The organism is uncultured Dialister sp., from assembly GCA_900314595.1.
In the GTDB taxonomy this organism is placed as follows: Bacteria; Bacillota; Negativicutes; order Veillonellales; family Dialisteraceae; genus Dialister.
On the sequence record OMVW01000036.1, the window covers coordinates 1 to 16,565 of the forward strand.

The following is a 16,565-nucleotide window of genomic DNA, read 5'->3' on the forward strand; positions in this document are numbered from 1 at the left end:
GAGCTGGCGCCGCAGGCGACTGAGGGGATGAATGTCCGCGCACTTTCGGTTCGCGTGAGAGGCGGAGATGCATTTCAGCTGGATTATATACTCTGAGAATGTTAAGGAATTACCCCAAGTGACACATTTTGTCGACAGAGACAGCTAACGTTTCGACTTGTTACCCTTCACCGGTTTTGCCGGAGCTCCCCTTTCGAGAACACCAGGCAGGACCGGCTTTTGAGTCGGGTTTTCAGTTTTGAAATACTTCCACTGCTTTTTCTTCTATCCTGTTTATGATGTCCTGACATACTCCGGGGAAGTTTTTGTTGACTTCTCTATTTGAGTAACGTACGACTTCAAAGCCCCAGTATTGAAGTTTTTTCGTACGGGCCGCATCATAGGCCCGGCCGGCTTCTGTAAAGTGCTGGCTGCCGTCTATTTCTATAATCAGGTCCAGTTCAAAGCAGAAGAAGTCAACAATGTAATGGTCAATGATTTTCTGGTGAATGAATTCCGGCCCCTGTTCATTGAAGTGTTTGAAAAAATCGTACCACAAGTGTTTTTCTTCGGGAGTCATGTGCTGCCGAAGTTCTTTTTTCCGTTTTTTCATTTCTTCGCTTTCCGGCGCATTGATGCCTTCAATTCTTTCCCTGCGATGTTTATCTTTTGACGGTTGATAGATGGCGACTTCCATATGCAGCACCTCCCTTTGCTAGTTTCAGTATATCAGAAAATATGTATCTTCTAAATAGATTTATGTCGTCAGAGATGACTTACTTTTCGACATGTTCGTCCCCTCACCGCATTCGCGGAGCTCCCCTTTCGAGGGGAGCCTGACGCCGGGCAGGGCCAGTTTTGGGGTCATTTAGCAGAAAATCATCTTTTCCAATTTTTGTCGTCAGAGAAGTCTACCATTTCGACAGGTTCGTTCCCTCACCGCATTCGCGGAGCTCCCCTTTCGAGGGGAGCCTTTCGCCGGGCAGGGCTGGCGTTTGAGTCATTATTTCAAGCCCGAAGGGCCTTGTGGAGGGCGGGTGGGCGGGCATATAAAAATGGCCGCCCAATAAATCCGGCGGCCACCTTCACGAAGAACGAACAACGAATAACGAAGAACGTTCTGCACAATTGTCTATTCAGTTATCCTTTGAAAGGCACTACGTCTTTCACCGCTTCTTTCGCATCGATCCTCACTTCTCCGTTGTCCAGGTCGATGAGTACGTATCTGTCATTGCCCATGCCCAGTTCTTTCATATAGGTGAGCTGGCGGAGACCGTGGCGGCTGGTCATGCGTTCTACAAGGTCGTGATGGTCTTTTTCTTTCATGGCAAAGACCATATCCACCGATGCATTATCAATGGCACAGATGTCGAGGGAGGCCAGAATGCCTACGTTCGGGGTGACGACCGGTGCAGCAGCTACTCCTTCGCAGTCGCAGGAGACGGACATATTTCTCATGACGTTGATATAGGCCATGTGTTTTCCAAAATAGTCGATGGTAGCTTTCGTAGATTCGGTCATTCTTTCCATAAATTCTTCTTCGGCGATGGACCACTGGTCCTGTCCGGGGTATGTGTGGATCATGGCTTTTCCGATCCTGCCATCTGCGCAGCCGATGCCCAGGTTTTTATTGGACCCGCCGAATCCGCCCTGCACGTGGCCTTTGAAGTGAGTGAGGGCAAGCATGGAGTCATAGTTTGTCTCATGGCTGCCTACGGACATTTCTTTGAACCATTTGCCGCCTTTCACAGGAAGCATAATGGTTCCTTCTTCGTCCATAATATCTACGGGCGCGAAGGTCCAGCCATTCACTTCGAGGGTCTTTCTGTGTTCTTCGGTGGTGTACCGGTCTCCATCGTAGTAGGTATTTGTTTCTACAATGGTGGAATTGGGGATTTCTTTTTCCATCAGTTCCTGTACCCAGGGACGGGGGATGATGTTTGGTCCGTGCTGCTCTCCGGTGTGCAGTTTGACGGCTGCTTTTCCCGTAAGATTTTCGGAAATTTTTTTGTACGCTTTAATGAGACCTGCGGCCGAGAGGTCCCGGGTGAAATAAACGATGGATTCATTGCCGGTGCGTTTTTCGTATGGAATGTAAGTATCTCCGCCGGTGCCCGGTTTCAGTTCTGTCATAATTGCCTCCTGTGATTAGTGCTTAGTTTTTAGTGCTTAGTGATTGGAAATATTTCTGATTCTATTTTACAACCTGAAGTGGACTTGAGGGCAAGAAATTTTTATAACTTCCGGAGTGGTCTTTTCACAGATCCTTCAGGACTTCTTCCAGCGAGTCGTACCAGAGGTCGGCAAGGGATCTGATTTCTTTCCCGTCGGCCTCAGAGTAACCATCATAAATAGCTGCCACGGGAATTCCTGCAGCTTTAGCTGCCTCTACTCCCACGAGGGAGTCTTCGAAAATGAAGCAGTCGGAAGGTTCTTTATGAAGGTCTTTCATCAGTTTCAGGTGGACCTGGGGATCCGGCTTGATGGCTGTCACATCTTCTCTGACGTAAATACCATCGAAATAGTCGTCCAGGGGAAGAACCCGGAGGATATTCTGATTTTTATAGCGGTAAATATTCATATTTCCCGTATTCGTGGTAGTCGCAATGACGAGGGTCTTTCCCATTTCTTTCAGTTTCTTCACCAGGTCGGCTGCGCCCGGTTTCAGCTGTACTTTTTCGCGAATCATTTGATGGGCAATGTGATGACGGATATCCATGATTTCATCGCCGGAAAGGGGCGAGCCGCAGATTTTTCCCAGGTCTTCGCAGTAGCAGGTGTAGGGGCTTTTCTGCGTGCGGTATTTCACAAGGGCCAGGTCCCGCCGGTGGTTGACGGTCATTTCATCTTCCGGCGTTCCGCCCAGTTCTTTAATCAGCTCCATATCCACCTGGTTCCAGACGCCTACGGAGTCGACCAGGGTTCCATCCATATCGAAAATAATTGTATTTCTTTCTTGTAAGTAGTTAGGCATGAGCATCTCCTTTTAAAAATTAATATGAGTGCCGATGGAGAAGAAGGAATTAGGGATTAGGGGCGGTGCGCCGCACAATTCAGTCAGGAAAGACGAAATCAATCACTTCTCATCGAGAAAACGGGCCGCCTCCGGATTCTTCCTGATTTCCGCCAGGTCCACACCTGTCGGGTAAACGGGAGTATCCCTGAAATGGTTCACCAGGCAGAGAAAGCCAAGGATGTCTCCCATATCTGCCTTCAGCTGGTGCCACTGCCAGGGTTCGATGGTGAAGGTATCTCCTTCATGGACTTCATAGACCTCTTTTCCCAGAAGGACGTGGCCTTTCCCTTTGAAAATCATGACAAAATGGCGGTGGCCGTGATGTTCGAGGGAAGAGAAACCATCCTTTTCTACCTGGAAATAGCGGAACTGCACAGGGAGGTCCGTTTCATTGTCAAAAAGGATCTGCTTCGTCACGTCCCGAAAGACTCCGGGATTTTCTTTATAAATATGGGGCTCGATTCCGTCCCAGCGGTTTTCGTCTGCATGAAAATGATGAATCATAAAATGTGTTCCTCCTTTAACATGTCTATTCTACCATATGATGGAAAGGGGGCATAGGCGAGCGCTCTCATTTCTTCCCGCATTCTGCCTTCGGTCATGATATAATGAATCAAAGTATTTCATCAATCAGCGAGGCCAGTTATGACGAAGAAAAATATTCCTGTCAAATTGAATGAGACTTACGAGGTACCCATCCGGGATCTGGGGATTCACGGGGAGGGAATCGGTTCTGTGAATGATTTCACTGTCTTTGTACCGGGAGCCCTTCCGGGAGAAACAGTGAAAGCCACGGTCCAGACGGCAAAGAAGTCCTACGCCCAGGGGCGGCTGATTTCCATAGAAAAATCATCTCCTGAACGCACGGTGCCCACCTGCCCCGCTTACAAATCCTGCGGAGGCTGCCAGATTTCCCATCTCACCTATGAAGGGCAGCTCTCTATCAAGGAACGGAGAGTGCGGGATGTGATGAGGCGGATTGGTAGATATGAAGAGGAAATCGTCCTTCCCATCCTGGGTGCGGCCCATCCCTGGAATTATAGAAATAAAATGGCCGTGCCGGTCTCCCAGGTGACAAGCGGTCCTGTGGCCGGCTACTACCGCCAGGGAAGCCATCAGATCGTCCCCATCGACGGATGCCTTATCCAGGAGGAGGAAAATAACCGGCTCCTCCGCTTTGCGGAAGGTTTCATGGTCCGTCACCATCTCCAGGGGTACAATGAAAAATCGGGAAAAGGCTCCATCCGTCATATTATGGGACGAGTAGGAAATAACGGAGAAGTGATGGCAGTCATCGTTACCGCCACCCCGAAGCTCCCCTTTGCGGCTCTCTGGGTCAAGGAAATGCATGCGCTTCTCCCCGAAGTGGTTTCCATTTATCACAATGTACAGAGCAAAAAAGGAAATACCATCCTGGGAATGGAAATCCATCACCTCTGGGGCAAAGAAAAACTGACCGCCTCCCTCATGGGCCTTTCCTTTGAAGTCTCCCCCTTCTCCTTCTTCCAGGTCCATAAAGAACAGGCCGAAGTACTCTATCAGAAAGCTCTCGATTTCGCAGACCTTTCAGGAAATGAAACGGTCATCGATGCCTACTGCGGGACCGGGACCATTTCCCTCTGCCTTGCAAAGAAAGCAAAACGGGTCATCGGAATCGAAATCGTAGAACCGGCCATAGAAGATGCAAAGAAAAATGCAGCTTTCAATGGAATCAACCATGTGGAATTTTATGCGGCCGACGCAGGAAAGCTCATGCCTGAATTATTCGAAAAAGGCGAAAGGCCGGACGTGATCGTCATGGATCCTGTCCGGGCAGGCTGCAGCGAATCCGTCCTGAAATCAGCCGCAGCTATGGACCCGAAACGGATCGTCTACGTCTCCTGCAATCCCGCTACTTTTGCCAGAGATGCAAAAATCCTCCGGGACCTGGGCTACGAAGTGAAAAAAGTCCAGCCCGTGGATATGTTTCCACAGACCATGCATGTAGAGACTGTGTCATTACTCGAGAAGATGGAATGAGACAATTGGGGTAATCGTGATTCGTGATTCGTGGTCCGTGAAGGTGGGCGCCTTAGATTTATGAAGGCGCCCTGAAATCATGAGGCGCCCTTTTTATATGGAAAACTTTCCTTTCCCGTCTATTGATCTTATCCCGGATTAGATAAAATGATAAAATAAATAAAAAATGATGAGATACATTCACCGGGGGCGAAAGGAAAATGAAAAATTTTGAAGGCATTGCCAATACGGTTTTTGTTCCCCTTCTGGCGAGGATCCATATTTCCAGGAAGTTTCCGGATCTTTTCTATGACCGGAAGGCGCTGGAGATTGAAAAATACCTGCCCCGCCATGCGGAGAAGGGCTCTTTCGAATATACGGATCTCGCCTCGGCAGCCCGTTATATCATTATGGATGAGATGGCCGCTGATTTTATAAAAAGGAATTCGCCCTGCCATGTGATTTCCCTGGGCGCCGGTCTGGAGAGCGCCTATTTCCGGCTGACAGAAAAACTGGGAGGCGGCAGGGCTCTTTTTTATGAGGTGGATCTGCCGGAGGTCATAGATGCCCGCCGGAAAGTGTATGGAGAAAATCCGGGAGAAAAACTCATCAGCGGAGATATGTTTGCGCTGGACTGGGCCGGGGAAATCGAAGACCGGACGCGCCCCACGGTCCTCGTCGTTTCAGGGGTCTTCCAGTATTTCCGGGAGGAAGATATTTTGAAGCTGATTCACGGCCTCACGGAAATATTTCCCGGCCAGGAGCTTATTTTTGACGCTACCAGCACAAAAGGACTGAAATTTACAAACTGGTTTATAAAGAGGACAGGAAATAAAAATGCCCTCATGACCTTTGGCATAGATGACAGCCGCCAGTTTGCGGAAAAAGCAGGGGCGACGCTTCTGGAGGAAAGGCTCTTTTTCCCGGAGGTCAGAAAAAAACTGGGGAAGCGGGCCAGTCTCATCAGCCGGCTCTGTATGGAGAATTCGGACAGAGGAAAGAAAGCCATCGTCCTCCGGCTCCGGCTGGCACAATAAAGAGTCCATTTTGGACTTGACGGAAAAATGCGGATTCCGCATTTTTTTATTGCGAAAAATCAGAAACCTATGTCCGAAAATGGCGAGAATGCAAAGCGGAAATATGATATGCTTGTCTCATGAAAGGAAGTGAGGCAGGTTGAATCTCGATGAAAAATCACTCTACAAAATTTTCAAAACGAGGGATGCCCGCTATGACGGACGATTTTTCGTGGGTGTGAAGACCACAGGCATTTACTGCCGCCCTGTCTGTCCCACCATGCCGAAGGAGAAGAACTGCGTGTATTTCGAATCCCAGGCAGCGGCGGAAAAGGCGGGTTTCCGGCCCTGCCTCTTATGCCGGCCGGAACTCGCCCCTGGCTATGCACCCATCGATTTTAGAAAAAATACCGCTTACCGGGCAAAGAGGATGTTTGAAGAAAAAATTTCCTCGGAAAAGCCTATCGAAGAGGTATGTGAAGTCATAGGCTGCACAGACCGTCATCTCCGGCGGGTTTTCCATGAAGAATTCGGCGTGACTCCCATCGAATACCTCCAGACCTGCCGGCTCCTCCTGGCGAAGGAACTTCTGACGGATACGGGGATTTCCATGACCGACGTGGCCTATGCCTCCGGTTTCCGGAGCATCCGGCGGTTCAATACCCTTTTCAAGGAAAAATACCATCTCACCCCTTCTTCCTTCCGGAAAAAAGCGGCCGGAAAAGTGCCCGGCGAGATTACAGTCAAAGTGGGATATAGAAAGCCTTTCCTCTATGAGCCGCTTCTGAAATTCATCGCAGACCGGACGATTGAGGGAATGGAAAAAGTGGAAAAGGGCGTCTATACAAGGACCATTTCCATCAGAAAAGGAAATAAAAAATACAGCGGACTCCTCCATATTTCCAACAATGAAAAGAAGAGCTGCCTCAATCTTACCATTTCCGAAGGCCTTCTCCCGTTACTGCCGGAACTGATGGCAAAGGTGAAGAACCAGTTCGACCTGTACGCAAGTCCCGAGGAAATTTATGAAGGACTCTCCCCCATCAATACAGTCGTCCCCGGCGCTTTTCCGAAAGGGACGAGGATACCGGGAAGCATGGATGATTTCGAAATATGCGTGCGGGCGGTAATCGGCCAGCTGGTGAGCGTGAAAGGCGCAAGGACCACTTTGAAAAAATTTGTGGAAACTTTCGGAGAAAAACTTCCCGAAGACAATATGTATCTTTTCCCTACCTGCGACCAATTTGCGGGGCATGCGGCAGATATTACCGAAATGCTGGGCCCTCTGGGAATTACAAAGATGAAAGCCTATGCCATAGAGGGAGCTGCGAGGTACCTCATGGAAAATCCGGGGCCCTTCCGGGACTCGCCGGACGTGGAACGTAAAATCAGAGACCTTATGGCCATCAAAGGCATCGGACCATGGACAGCGGAATATATTTCCATGAGGACCATGCAGAATACAAATATCCTTCTGGATCGGGATTATGGAATCAAAAAAATGATGGATGCATTCCCGGCCCTGAAGGACAAAAAGCTGCAGGAAAGCTGGAATCCCTGGAAAACATACATCACCGTAGGTTTATGGAATCTGGAAATGGGAGGTTAATATGCAGTACGTCAGTCATTATGCATCGCCTCTGGGAGACATCACCCTGGCGGCGGATGAAAAAGGCCTCACGGGCCTCTGGTTTGACGGGCAGAAATATTTCGCCCTCTATCTCGACAAGGAGCACGAGGAAAAAGAACTTCCCGTCTTTCAGCAGGCAAAGAAATGGCTGGACATCTATTTCTCCGGCAAAGAGCCCCATGTGGACGTGCCCCTCCACTTCACGGGAAGCGATTTCCAGAATGAAGTATGGGAAATCCTCTATTCCATCCCCTATGGAAAAACCATGACCTATGGAGAAATTGCCCAGATCATGGCTAAAAAACGGGACCTTGCCCGCATGTCCGCCCAGGCTGTGGGCGGGGCGGTTGCCAGAAATGAAATTTCCCTCATTGTACCCTGCCACCGGGTGGTAGGATCGAATGGAAGCCTCACCGGCTATGCGGGAGGAATCAGCAGAAAAGCGGCCCTTCTCAAAATGGAAGGCGGATTCAAGGATACCTTCTTCGTCCCGAAAAAGAGCACTGCGCCGTGAGTAACAGATAAAAATTCAGAAATCCCTCTGTAGAACCTTTTCAATGGTACTGAGGGATTTTTTATCTTATCATTCACAGGGCAAATGATAAGATAAATGATAAGATAAAATCAAAAAGAGGCAGTTAAAGGGGTAACTTTTGACAAAATTGAAAAAGTTACCCCCTTAACTTGATGTTTTTCCCATAATTTCATATACTGGAAAGAAAGTGAGGTGGATAGGATGAAGGTCTACAAAAGAGAAAATTACCTGAAGCGAATTCGCGGATTCTATCATGATACGGAAATCATCAAAGTCATTACAGGGATCCGGCGCTGCGGGAAATCCTGCCTCATGCAGAGTATAGCCGATGAGCTGATAGCAGCAGGAATTCCCTCTGAAAACGTGATTTATCTGAATCTGGACAAGAGAGAATATCAGAAAATCACTGCTTCCGATGATCTGGATGCTCTCATTGAACAGAAAACCGCACATCTCCCGGGTGTGAAATACCTTTTTATTGATGAGATTCAGAATGTAAAGGATTTCGAACTGGTCATCAATGGATACCGTGAAGAAGGGGATATTTCCATATTCATCACCGTTTCCAATTCCTACCTTCTAAGCGGTGAACTGGCCACGAAACTGACAGGACGGTACCTGGAATTCGAGCTTTATACACTGAGTTTTGAAGAGTACCTGGGGATGAAGCAATTTCTTGGAAAGCCGCTCCAACCGGATCTGACCGGTGAATTTGACCTTTACCTGGCAGAAGGCGGATTTCCAAAAGCTCTGCAGTACGAAGGTATGGACAAACAGACCTATGTACAGGGGGTCATTCAGGAAATATTTGAGAAAGACATCCGGAAACGGGTCAAAATCCGTAAAGTTTCTGTCTTTGACACAGTGCAAAGGTTTATTATCAATAATTTTGGCTCCACCATGAGTCTCACAAACATGCTGGACGATTTACGCAGGAATGGATGCGAAATCAAAAGAGAAACATTAAACCGGTATATCACCATTCTGGAAGATGCTAAAATCATATATCCCTGCCGCCGGTTCGATCTGAAATCAAGGAAATCCATTGCCGGCGAGCAGAAATATTACGTTGCCGACCTGGGACTGTACTATGCCCTGAATACGGATGCCCGAGTCAATTACGGCCCTGCCATGGAAAACGTAGTATTTATCTATGCGAAATCAAAGGGTTACAAAGTCAGTGTAGGCAGGATTGGTAAACTGGAATGTGATTTCATACTGAATATGGCAAACCGTGACTATGCTTATGTACAGGTGGCTATGACCATCATGAGCAGCCGGGAGACGGAAGACCGGGAATACAGGCCCTTTGAAAAAATACGGGACAATTATCCAAAGTACCTCATGACCCGGAATGACCTCATTCAGCAACGCGATGGAATCAGACACGTGAATGCGCCGTCTTTCATGAAGGATAACCGGCTTTTTATATAAAAATAGCAGTTAAAGGGGTAACTTTTGACAAAATTGAAAAAGTTACCCCTTTAACTATGGAATTGTTTTTCCCAATCTAATTGCTTTTCTCCCAAAAATCACATAAAATTGTGAGAAAGAGAAGACCGTTTGGGAGAAAGGGGATAAATTATGAGGGAATTTGATTATCGACTGTTGAAAAATCGTACATGGGATAATGAAATTCTGTCTTATGTGGCCCAAATCCATGAACACAAAGGCAGGCAGGAGCTTTTCCTGCGTCAGAAACCGGTAGAACTCCGGCGTCTCATTGAAATCGCAAAAATCCAAAGTACGGAAAGCTCCAACCGTATCGAAGGCATTATGACCACCCATCCGCGACTGAAGCAGCTGATGGATGACCGGACTACCCCCAGGAACAGGGCTGAAAAAGAAATTCTTGGCTATCGGAATGTTCTTTCCCTGATGCATCAAAATTACAGGGACATTCCACTGACGCCCAACTATATCCTGCAGCTTCATGGGGAATTATTGAAATTAACCACGCTTACCTATGGAGGCAGATTCAAGACCGTTCCCAACGTAATTGATATGATTATGGGTGATGGGAAAAAAGTGACTCTGTTCCGCCCTCTGGAGCCTTACGAAACACCGGAGGCTATAGAGCACCTTTGTGAAAGTTTCAGGCAGGCAGAAGGAGAAGAACTGATTGATTTACTGATCCTGATTCCCTGTTTTATCCTTGACTTTCTCTGTATTCATCCCTTCAATGACGGAAATGGACGGATGAGCCGCCTCCCGACTCTGCTTCTGCTTTACCGGAGCGGATACATGGTTGGGCAGTACATCAGTATAGAAAAGGCAATTGCAGATACAAAAGAGGATTATTATGATGCTCTGGCCCGTTCGGATCAGGGCTGGCATGAGGGGCGCAATGATCCAAAGCCCTTTATCCGGTATATGCTGGCCATTATTCTTTCCTGCTATAGAGACTTTGAAAAAAGACTTCAGATTTCGGAACAGGCAGGGGTGCGCAGTACATCCTATGACATTGTGAAAAAGTGCGCAGAAAATAAAATCGGGACTTTTACGAAACGGGAAATACTGATCGAGTGCCCCAGCCTGGGCAGCTCTTCTGTAGAAGCTGCATTGAAAAAACTTGTTTCTGAAGGATACCTTGAGAGGCTGGGGAGCGGAAGAAAAACCCATTATGTTCGTAACGACTGAATATCAAAAAGCCCTTCATCCTTTCAGGAGAAGGGCTTTTTGATGGGGCTGGTTTTGCTGCACCTGGTATGCATCGATTTTAAAGAAAAGACGGATTTGTCATTGATGTTTTTCGATTTACTTATTTCTCATTTTCTAGTACAATAAAAATAAAGAAATCAATCGGTCATTGCCTTTTGACGTCTGACATCTAATGGCTGATGGCGAATAACGAATCACGACTATATTTATTTCTATATTATATAAAGGAGAAAGCACATGACCAATTTCGACGTAATCATCATCGGTACGGGAGCAGGAAATATTATTGCGGATGCTGCCATTGCCAATGGAAAATCGGTGGCTATCATTGAAAAAGGCGCTTTCGGCGGCACCTGCCTGAACCGGGGCTGTATTCCTACAAAAGTCATGGTGACTGCAGCAAACCGGGTCCGGGAAATCCGGGAAAGCGCACGAATCGGAGTGAACGCGGAGGAACCCTCCATCGACTGGGATATCCTTTCCAAACGGCTCTGGCATAAAATCGGTGAAAATAAAGGAATCAAAGAGTATTATGCCCAGTTCCCCAACGTTCACATTTATGAAGGCACTGCCTCCTTTGCTTCTTCAAAGGTCATCCATATTTCCATGAATGACGGAGGAAGCGAAATGATCAGGGGTGAAAAAATCTTCATCGGTGTGGGTGCACGCACAAATATCCCGAAAATCGAAGGCCTGCAAGAAACCGGTTACATCACTTCTGAATCCTTCTTCGGCGAAAAATTTCCAAAGAAGCCCTATAAAAGCCTCATCATCATCGGCGGAGGACCGATCGGCTGCGAATTTGCCCATGCCCTGGATGCGGCGGGAACGAAAGTCACCATCATCCAGCACAATGTAAGGCTCCTTCCGAAAGAAGACGAAGATATTTCCGCCTTCCTCCTGAAGCAGTTCTTGTCCTACGGCATCGATGTCAAACTGAATAAAAATACGATTTCCGTCCATAAAGAAGGAAATGAAAAAGTTCTGATCATAAAGGACCGGGCAACGGGTATCGAAGAAGCAGTAAAAGCAGAGGAAATCCTCGTCTCCCCGGGCATCGTCCCGGTTTCCGACCTGCTGCACCTGGAAAATACGTCCGTCAAAACGGACAAGCGGGGCTATATCCTCACCAATGAATTTCTGGAAACGACCCAGGAAGGCATCTGGGCCATTGGAGATATCAACGGTCAGGCCCCCTTCCGCCACAAGGCAAATAACGAAGCGGAAATCGCATCCCACAATCTTTTCTATGAAAAAGACCCGCAGAAATGGCGCTGGATGCGCTATGACTGCATTCCCGCCGTCACCTATACATACCCCGAAGCAGCTCACGTGGGACTCACCGAAGCAGATGCACGGAAAAAAGGATTTGACGTGGACGTGGCAGTGAACCACTACTCTGCCTCTGCCAAAGGTTATGCCCTGGGCTTCGAACCGGGAGACGAAGATGACGGATTCATCAAACTGATTCTGGACAAAAAGACCGAAAAAATCCTGGGCGCCTATATCATCGGCCCCGAAGCATCCATATTGATCCAGCCCTTCGTGAAATCCATGGTGGACGGGACTTCCACAGTCACCCTGGTGCACGAGGAAATCGGAAGCGAAACGGTACGATCCCTCCGGGCCCTCCCCCTGAAACGGACCCTGGACAGCCGGAGCCTTCAGTCCTTCGACGAAACCATGACGCCCCATCCCTCCCTCTCCGAATTCACCATGTGGACGAGGTATTACTATAAACCGGAACGGCTGCTGAAGAAATAAAACTAGAAAAGCAGGTTTTAAGGAGATTCCTTAAAAACCTGCTTTTAATTTTAATACCATTTTATAAGTTTAGTACATCGCTATGGGAACCGGTCCGGGCAACAGTCAGAATCAATACATTGTGGTCAATCCGGTAAATCAGCAGCCAGTCGGGCTGGATGTGGCATTCACGGAATCCGGCATAATTGCCCGTTAAAGCAAGATCATGATATTTCATTTCCAATGGCTCTTCTGTGGCCAGGACACGGATGACCTGTTTCAGAAGATTCATATTCAAGCCCCGTTTCCGGCAGCGTTTGTAATCTTTTCTGAATTGACGGGTAGTAGTAATATTCAGCGCTATTCATCCAGGTCCTTAAACAATTCATCCGGAGAAGAGTAAACTTTTGCCTTCCCCTTTCCTTCGGCAATATCCCGGGCTTCCTGCATGGCAGCTTCGGTTTCACGATTATACCGGGGCACTCTGACCTCGAATGGAATCCCTCCCACGAGAAGGGATTTCGCGATAAACATATTGATCGCCTGGGGAAGGGTCATGCCCAGTGTACTGAAAAGGTTTTCCGCATCCAGCTTTGTCTGCTCACTCATACGCATATTGAAATTGGCAGTTTTGACAGCCATATGAATCACCATCCCCGAAGATATATTACTTTTTAATAGCAATGCTTTACTTTTGCTTACATTATACTATAATTATGCAGAATTTAATAGACTGACACCTGCACTTTATCCTGAAAATTCAACTCTGCTAAAGCATTGGGCGGATCATTTTGCCAAAGGGAACGGTCGCAGATTTCTGTACAAATGGTAAAAGCAAAGGAGGCAGGTATGGACAAAGAAGAAATCAGAAATAGACTTTTGATGGAATCAAAAAGCCCGCTTCCTCACCGGAGCGGGTTTTCTGACGGGCATGATTCATTCTGCAGCTGCAAAACTTATCAAAAGACCGGTGAATCCTCCTCGTCTTCGTCTTCTTCATCGGGACGGTCGTAGTAGATGGTATCCCCTATTTTTGTGGCTTCACTTCCATCACTGCCGTAGAGGGTATCGCCGATTTTCGTATAACTGGTACCGTCACTGCCATAAACGGTATCACCTATATTCATATAGCTTTTTCCATCGCTGGCGTATGTGGTATCTCCATAGGTGGTATAACTGGTGCCGTCGCTTTTATAGACCGTATCTCCAATGCGGGTATAGCTGTCCCCATTGCTGTCATAGGCCGTATCCCCAATCATGGTGATGGTCCCGGATTCAGCAGAAGAAATATTTCCAAGGCACAGGACAAGCGCAACGGCCAGCAAAATTTTTGAAAGGCTCACAGAAATCACTACCTTTCCCAGGGCCAGCTAACGGCTAACCACTAACAACTAATTCAGATGAAATACTTTCTCTGTATTCGCCAGGGCATGAAGGCGGAGTTCTTCCGGATCCACTTTCATGTAGGAAGCAAGGGTCTCCACGACGTAGGTAATATTCTGAGGTACATTCGTCCTGGGAAGATGGAAGCCTCTCGGCGTGAGGTAGGGTGCATCGGTTTCCACCATCACCCGGTCCAGAGGAAGAATGGACACGGCCTCCCGGAGGTCGTCTGCCCTGCGTTCATCGCAGATCCAGCCGGTAATTCCGATGTAGAAACCCATATCCAGCAGTTTTTCCAGGGTCTTTTTATTTCCCGTATAGCAGTGGACCACGGAAATGGGACAGAGATCTTCATGGCCTTTGAAGCAATTGATGAAATCTTCTGCCGCGTCCCTTTCATGAAGAAACATAGGCTTCTTCAGTTCTTCTGCCAGGTCGATGAGCTTTCTGAAATAATGAAGCTGGTTTTCCTTCCTCGCATACATGTGGTCATAGTCGAGGCCTGTCTCCCCTACCGCCACGATCCGTGGATTTTTGAGGATGATTTCCCGAATCCTGTCAATATCGCTTTCCTTCGCATCGTCTGAGGCATGGGGATGGATGCCTGCCGTGCCGTATACATCGTGAGTCTTCACGAAATCATTGACCAGTTCGTTTTCCTCATATTCCGAGCCCGTCAGGATGCATTTGATTCCCGCCTCTTCCGCGTCAGAAATAATCTTCTCCGGCTTTGGGAAAGAACGGGTGAACAGATTGAGACCTATATCGTAGTATTTTATTTCCATAAAATGTACCTGCTTTCTTTACTCTGAACTCAGTATAGTGGGCGAAAAGAAACTCGTCAAGAAGGCGATTATTCAGTATGGCAGCTACTGTTTAACAGGCTCACTCTTGAAATTTTCTTCATTTCTGATACACTGTTTATAGGATTGTATTACTTGTATTACACAAGGAGGTCATTATGAGTACGATTTCGCTTAGAGTCAGTGATGATGAAAACAAACTCATTCAGGCCTATGCAGCAGCCAATAATTTAAGTCTTTCCGCTTTTATTCGCGGTGCCGTTCTGGATAAAATTGAAAATGATATGAGAATGGACGAGGCCCGAATTCTTCATGCCCGTGAACTTATGAAGAAAGAAAAAATTTACGACCATGAAGATGTCTGGAAGGAGCTGGGCGTCTGATGTTTCAGATCAAATTCTCTGAACATGCGGTCAAAGAGCTAAGGAAGTTGGATAAGCCTATAGTCCGGGTTATTAAAAACTGGGTAATAAAAAATCTGGTTGATACCACGGACCCAAGGATGCAAGGCAAAACCCTGACTGGAAATGTAAAAGGAATATGGCGCTATCGCCTTGGAGATTATCGGCTCTTTGCTGAAATACATGACGAAGACCTAATTATTTTCCTCTTCGAAATAGCTCACCGGAGAGAAGTATACAAACGTCAATAATTATTAAAGGCTGGTGGAAACGAAATGAAAAAATGATGATGACCGCCCTGCTGGCAGGGCTGGTTTCTTTAGGAGGCAGCGCTATGGCAGCGGATATGGTGGTCCATGTGGATTCTTCTACGGCAAAGATGGTCAGCAAGGCACAGAGTGAATTGCTGAAAGTGGATGTGAAGACGCCCCTCATCAATCAGATTTCCAATGTGGTTTATGAGCAGGTGCCCATGCGGGGCTATCCTTCCGTCGCCATGAAGATGGATATTCTCCAGCCGAAAGCAAAGGAAAAGCTGCCGGCCATCGTTTTCGTGACGGGCGGCGGATTTATCAATGCAAACAAGGATAATGGTATCCAGCTCCGCATGCATCTGGCCGAAGCAGGCTATGTGGTCGCTTCCATCCAATATCGGGTCGCTCCGACGGCCAAATTCCCCCAGCCCCTGGAAGACGTGAAGGCATCGATCCGCTATCTCAAGGCCCATTCAGACCAGTTTGGCATCGATCCTGAAAGAGTAGGAATCGTGGGCGGCAGTGCGGGAGGCTACCTCACCGCTATGGCAGCTACCACCAGCGGGACAACCACTTTTGATAAAGGAGAAAATCTCAATGTAACCAGTGACGTGAAAGCAGCCGTAGACCTGTACGGTCTTTCCGACCTTACCAGAATCGGTGACGATTACAGCGAAGAAGTGCAGGAGAAACATAAATCCCCCGGTGCCACTGAAGCCCTCTGGGTGAACGGTTCTGCCGTATTCGGCGGTAAAGACGGAGGAATCCTCGCTGACCGTGAAGCTGCCCTGGCAGCCAATCCGATGACTTATATTTCCAAAACCTCCGCTCCCATGCTTCTCATGCATGGTACAAAAGACATGGTCGTCTCCCCCAGCCAGACAGACCTCCTCTTCCAGGCCCTCCGGGAACGTCAGATTCCTTCCAAACGGTACCTCGTGGAAGGGGCCGCTCATGGAGGTATCTACTGGAACCAGAAAGAAGTGCTGGATATCATCACGGAATTCTTTGATTCTTACTTGAAGTGAGCAGTGATTAGCAGTTAGCAGCAATGTCATTAACTTAAGAAATTCATAAAATAGTTCAAGTACGCATCGAAAGGTGCGTGCTTTTTTGTGCAAAAAAGTCGAAAAAAATACGACAAAA

18 protein-coding genes are annotated in these 16,565 nt (G+C 47.6%); 10 read left to right on the top strand and 8 right to left on the bottom strand.

Going from position 1 to position 16,565, the window contains the following annotated elements:
* Window positions 1-232: 232 nt before the first annotated feature.
* From QZN42_RS08195 to QZN42_RS08210, 4 genes are all read right to left on the bottom strand, one after another.
* Window positions 233-676, bottom strand: coding sequence for an endonuclease domain-containing protein (locus QZN42_RS08195; protein ID WP_296956396.1), 444 nt, complete (start codon window positions 674-676; stop codon window positions 233-235).
* A gap of 443 nt (window positions 677-1,119) precedes the next feature.
* Entirely contained in the window at window positions 1,120-2,112 is a 993-nt protein-coding gene (locus QZN42_RS08200; protein WP_296956399.1) for a DUF362 domain-containing protein, read from the bottom strand.
* A 124-nt stretch (window positions 2,113-2,236) separates the two neighbouring features.
* Window positions 2,237-2,953 (bottom strand): HAD family phosphatase, encoded by a 717-nt coding sequence (locus QZN42_RS08205; RefSeq protein WP_296956401.1) that lies wholly within the window; start codon window positions 2,951-2,953, stop codon window positions 2,237-2,239.
* Window positions 2,954-3,055: 102 nt separating this feature from the next.
* Entirely contained in the window at window positions 3,056-3,499 is a 444-nt protein-coding gene (locus QZN42_RS08210; RefSeq protein WP_296956404.1) for a cupin domain-containing protein, read from the bottom strand.
* 141 nt (window positions 3,500-3,640) lie between these two features.
* On the opposite strand from QZN42_RS08210, the gene rlmD reads away from it, so the two are divergent.
* From rlmD to QZN42_RS08245, 7 genes are all read left to right on the top strand, one after another.
* Entirely contained in the window at window positions 3,641-5,014 is a 1,374-nt protein-coding gene (gene rlmD, locus QZN42_RS08215) for a 23S rRNA (uracil(1939)-C(5))-methyltransferase RlmD (protein ID WP_296956407.1), read from the top strand.
* Window positions 5,015-5,214: 200 nt separating this feature from the next.
* A complete protein-coding gene (locus QZN42_RS08220) occupies window positions 5,215-6,030 on the top strand; it encodes a class I SAM-dependent methyltransferase (protein ID WP_296956410.1) in 816 nt (271 codons plus the stop codon).
* Window positions 6,031-6,169: 139 nt separating this feature from the next.
* Window positions 6,170-7,618, top strand: coding sequence for a DNA-3-methyladenine glycosylase 2 family protein (locus QZN42_RS08225; protein WP_296956412.1), 1,449 nt, complete (start codon window positions 6,170-6,172; stop codon window positions 7,616-7,618).
* A 1-nt stretch (window position 7,619) separates the two neighbouring features.
* Window positions 7,620-8,153, top strand: coding sequence for a methylated-DNA--[protein]-cysteine S-methyltransferase (locus tag QZN42_RS08230; RefSeq protein ID WP_296956415.1), 534 nt, complete (start codon window positions 7,620-7,622; stop codon window positions 8,151-8,153).
* Window positions 8,154-8,375: 222 nt separating this feature from the next.
* Window positions 8,376-9,608 (top strand): ATP-binding protein, encoded by a 1,233-nt coding sequence (locus QZN42_RS08235; protein WP_296956416.1) that lies wholly within the window; start codon window positions 8,376-8,378, stop codon window positions 9,606-9,608.
* A gap of 150 nt (window positions 9,609-9,758) precedes the next feature.
* A complete protein-coding gene (locus QZN42_RS08240) occupies window positions 9,759-10,814 on the top strand; it encodes a Fic family protein (RefSeq protein ID WP_296956418.1) in 1,056 nt (351 codons plus the stop codon).
* A 258-nt stretch (window positions 10,815-11,072) separates the two neighbouring features.
* Window positions 11,073-12,599 carry an NAD(P)/FAD-dependent oxidoreductase gene (locus QZN42_RS08245; protein ID WP_296956420.1) on the top strand — a complete coding sequence of 509 codons (1,527 nt, stop codon included), beginning with the start codon at window positions 11,073-11,075 and terminating at the stop codon, window positions 12,597-12,599.
* Window positions 12,600-12,660: 61 nt separating this feature from the next.
* Here QZN42_RS08245 and QZN42_RS08250 read toward each other — a convergent pair whose 3' ends face one another.
* From QZN42_RS08250 to QZN42_RS08265, 4 genes are all read right to left on the bottom strand, one after another.
* Window positions 12,661-12,936 (bottom strand): type II toxin-antitoxin system YafQ family toxin, encoded by a 276-nt coding sequence (locus QZN42_RS08250; protein ID WP_296956432.1) that lies wholly within the window; start codon window positions 12,934-12,936, stop codon window positions 12,661-12,663.
* A gap of 2 nt (window positions 12,937-12,938) precedes the next feature.
* Window positions 12,939-13,220, bottom strand: a complete 282-nt coding sequence (locus tag QZN42_RS08255; RefSeq protein ID WP_296956422.1) for a type II toxin-antitoxin system RelB/DinJ family antitoxin — start codon at window positions 13,218-13,220, stop codon at window positions 12,939-12,941.
* Between the two features lie 317 nt (window positions 13,221-13,537).
* Window positions 13,538-13,921 (bottom strand): hypothetical protein, encoded by a 384-nt coding sequence (locus QZN42_RS08260; RefSeq protein ID WP_296956424.1) that lies wholly within the window; start codon window positions 13,919-13,921, stop codon window positions 13,538-13,540.
* Window positions 13,922-13,969: 48 nt separating this feature from the next.
* On the bottom strand, window positions 13,970-14,746 hold the full coding sequence (locus QZN42_RS08265; protein ID WP_296956425.1) for a TatD family hydrolase: 777 nt from the start codon (window positions 14,744-14,746) through the stop codon (window positions 13,970-13,972).
* Window positions 14,747-14,922: 176 nt separating this feature from the next.
* On the opposite strand from QZN42_RS08265, the gene relB reads away from it, so the two are divergent.
* The 3 genes from relB to QZN42_RS08280 all read left to right on the top strand — a co-directional run bounded on the left by relB (window position 14,923) and on the right by QZN42_RS08280 (window position 16,447).
* A complete protein-coding gene (relB, locus tag QZN42_RS08270; protein WP_296956427.1) occupies window positions 14,923-15,147 on the top strand; it encodes a type II toxin-antitoxin system RelB family antitoxin in 225 nt (74 codons plus the stop codon).
* A complete protein-coding gene (locus QZN42_RS08275; protein ID WP_296956429.1) occupies window positions 15,147-15,416 on the top strand; it encodes a type II toxin-antitoxin system RelE/ParE family toxin in 270 nt (89 codons plus the stop codon). The genes relB and QZN42_RS08275 overlap by 1 nt, the downstream gene beginning before the upstream one ends.
* Before the next feature lie 83 nt (window positions 15,417-15,499).
* Window positions 15,500-16,447 carry an alpha/beta hydrolase gene (locus tag QZN42_RS08280; protein WP_296956431.1) on the top strand — a complete coding sequence of 316 codons (948 nt, stop codon included), beginning with the start codon at window positions 15,500-15,502 and terminating at the stop codon, window positions 16,445-16,447.
* Window positions 16,448-16,565: the final 118 nt, after the last annotated feature.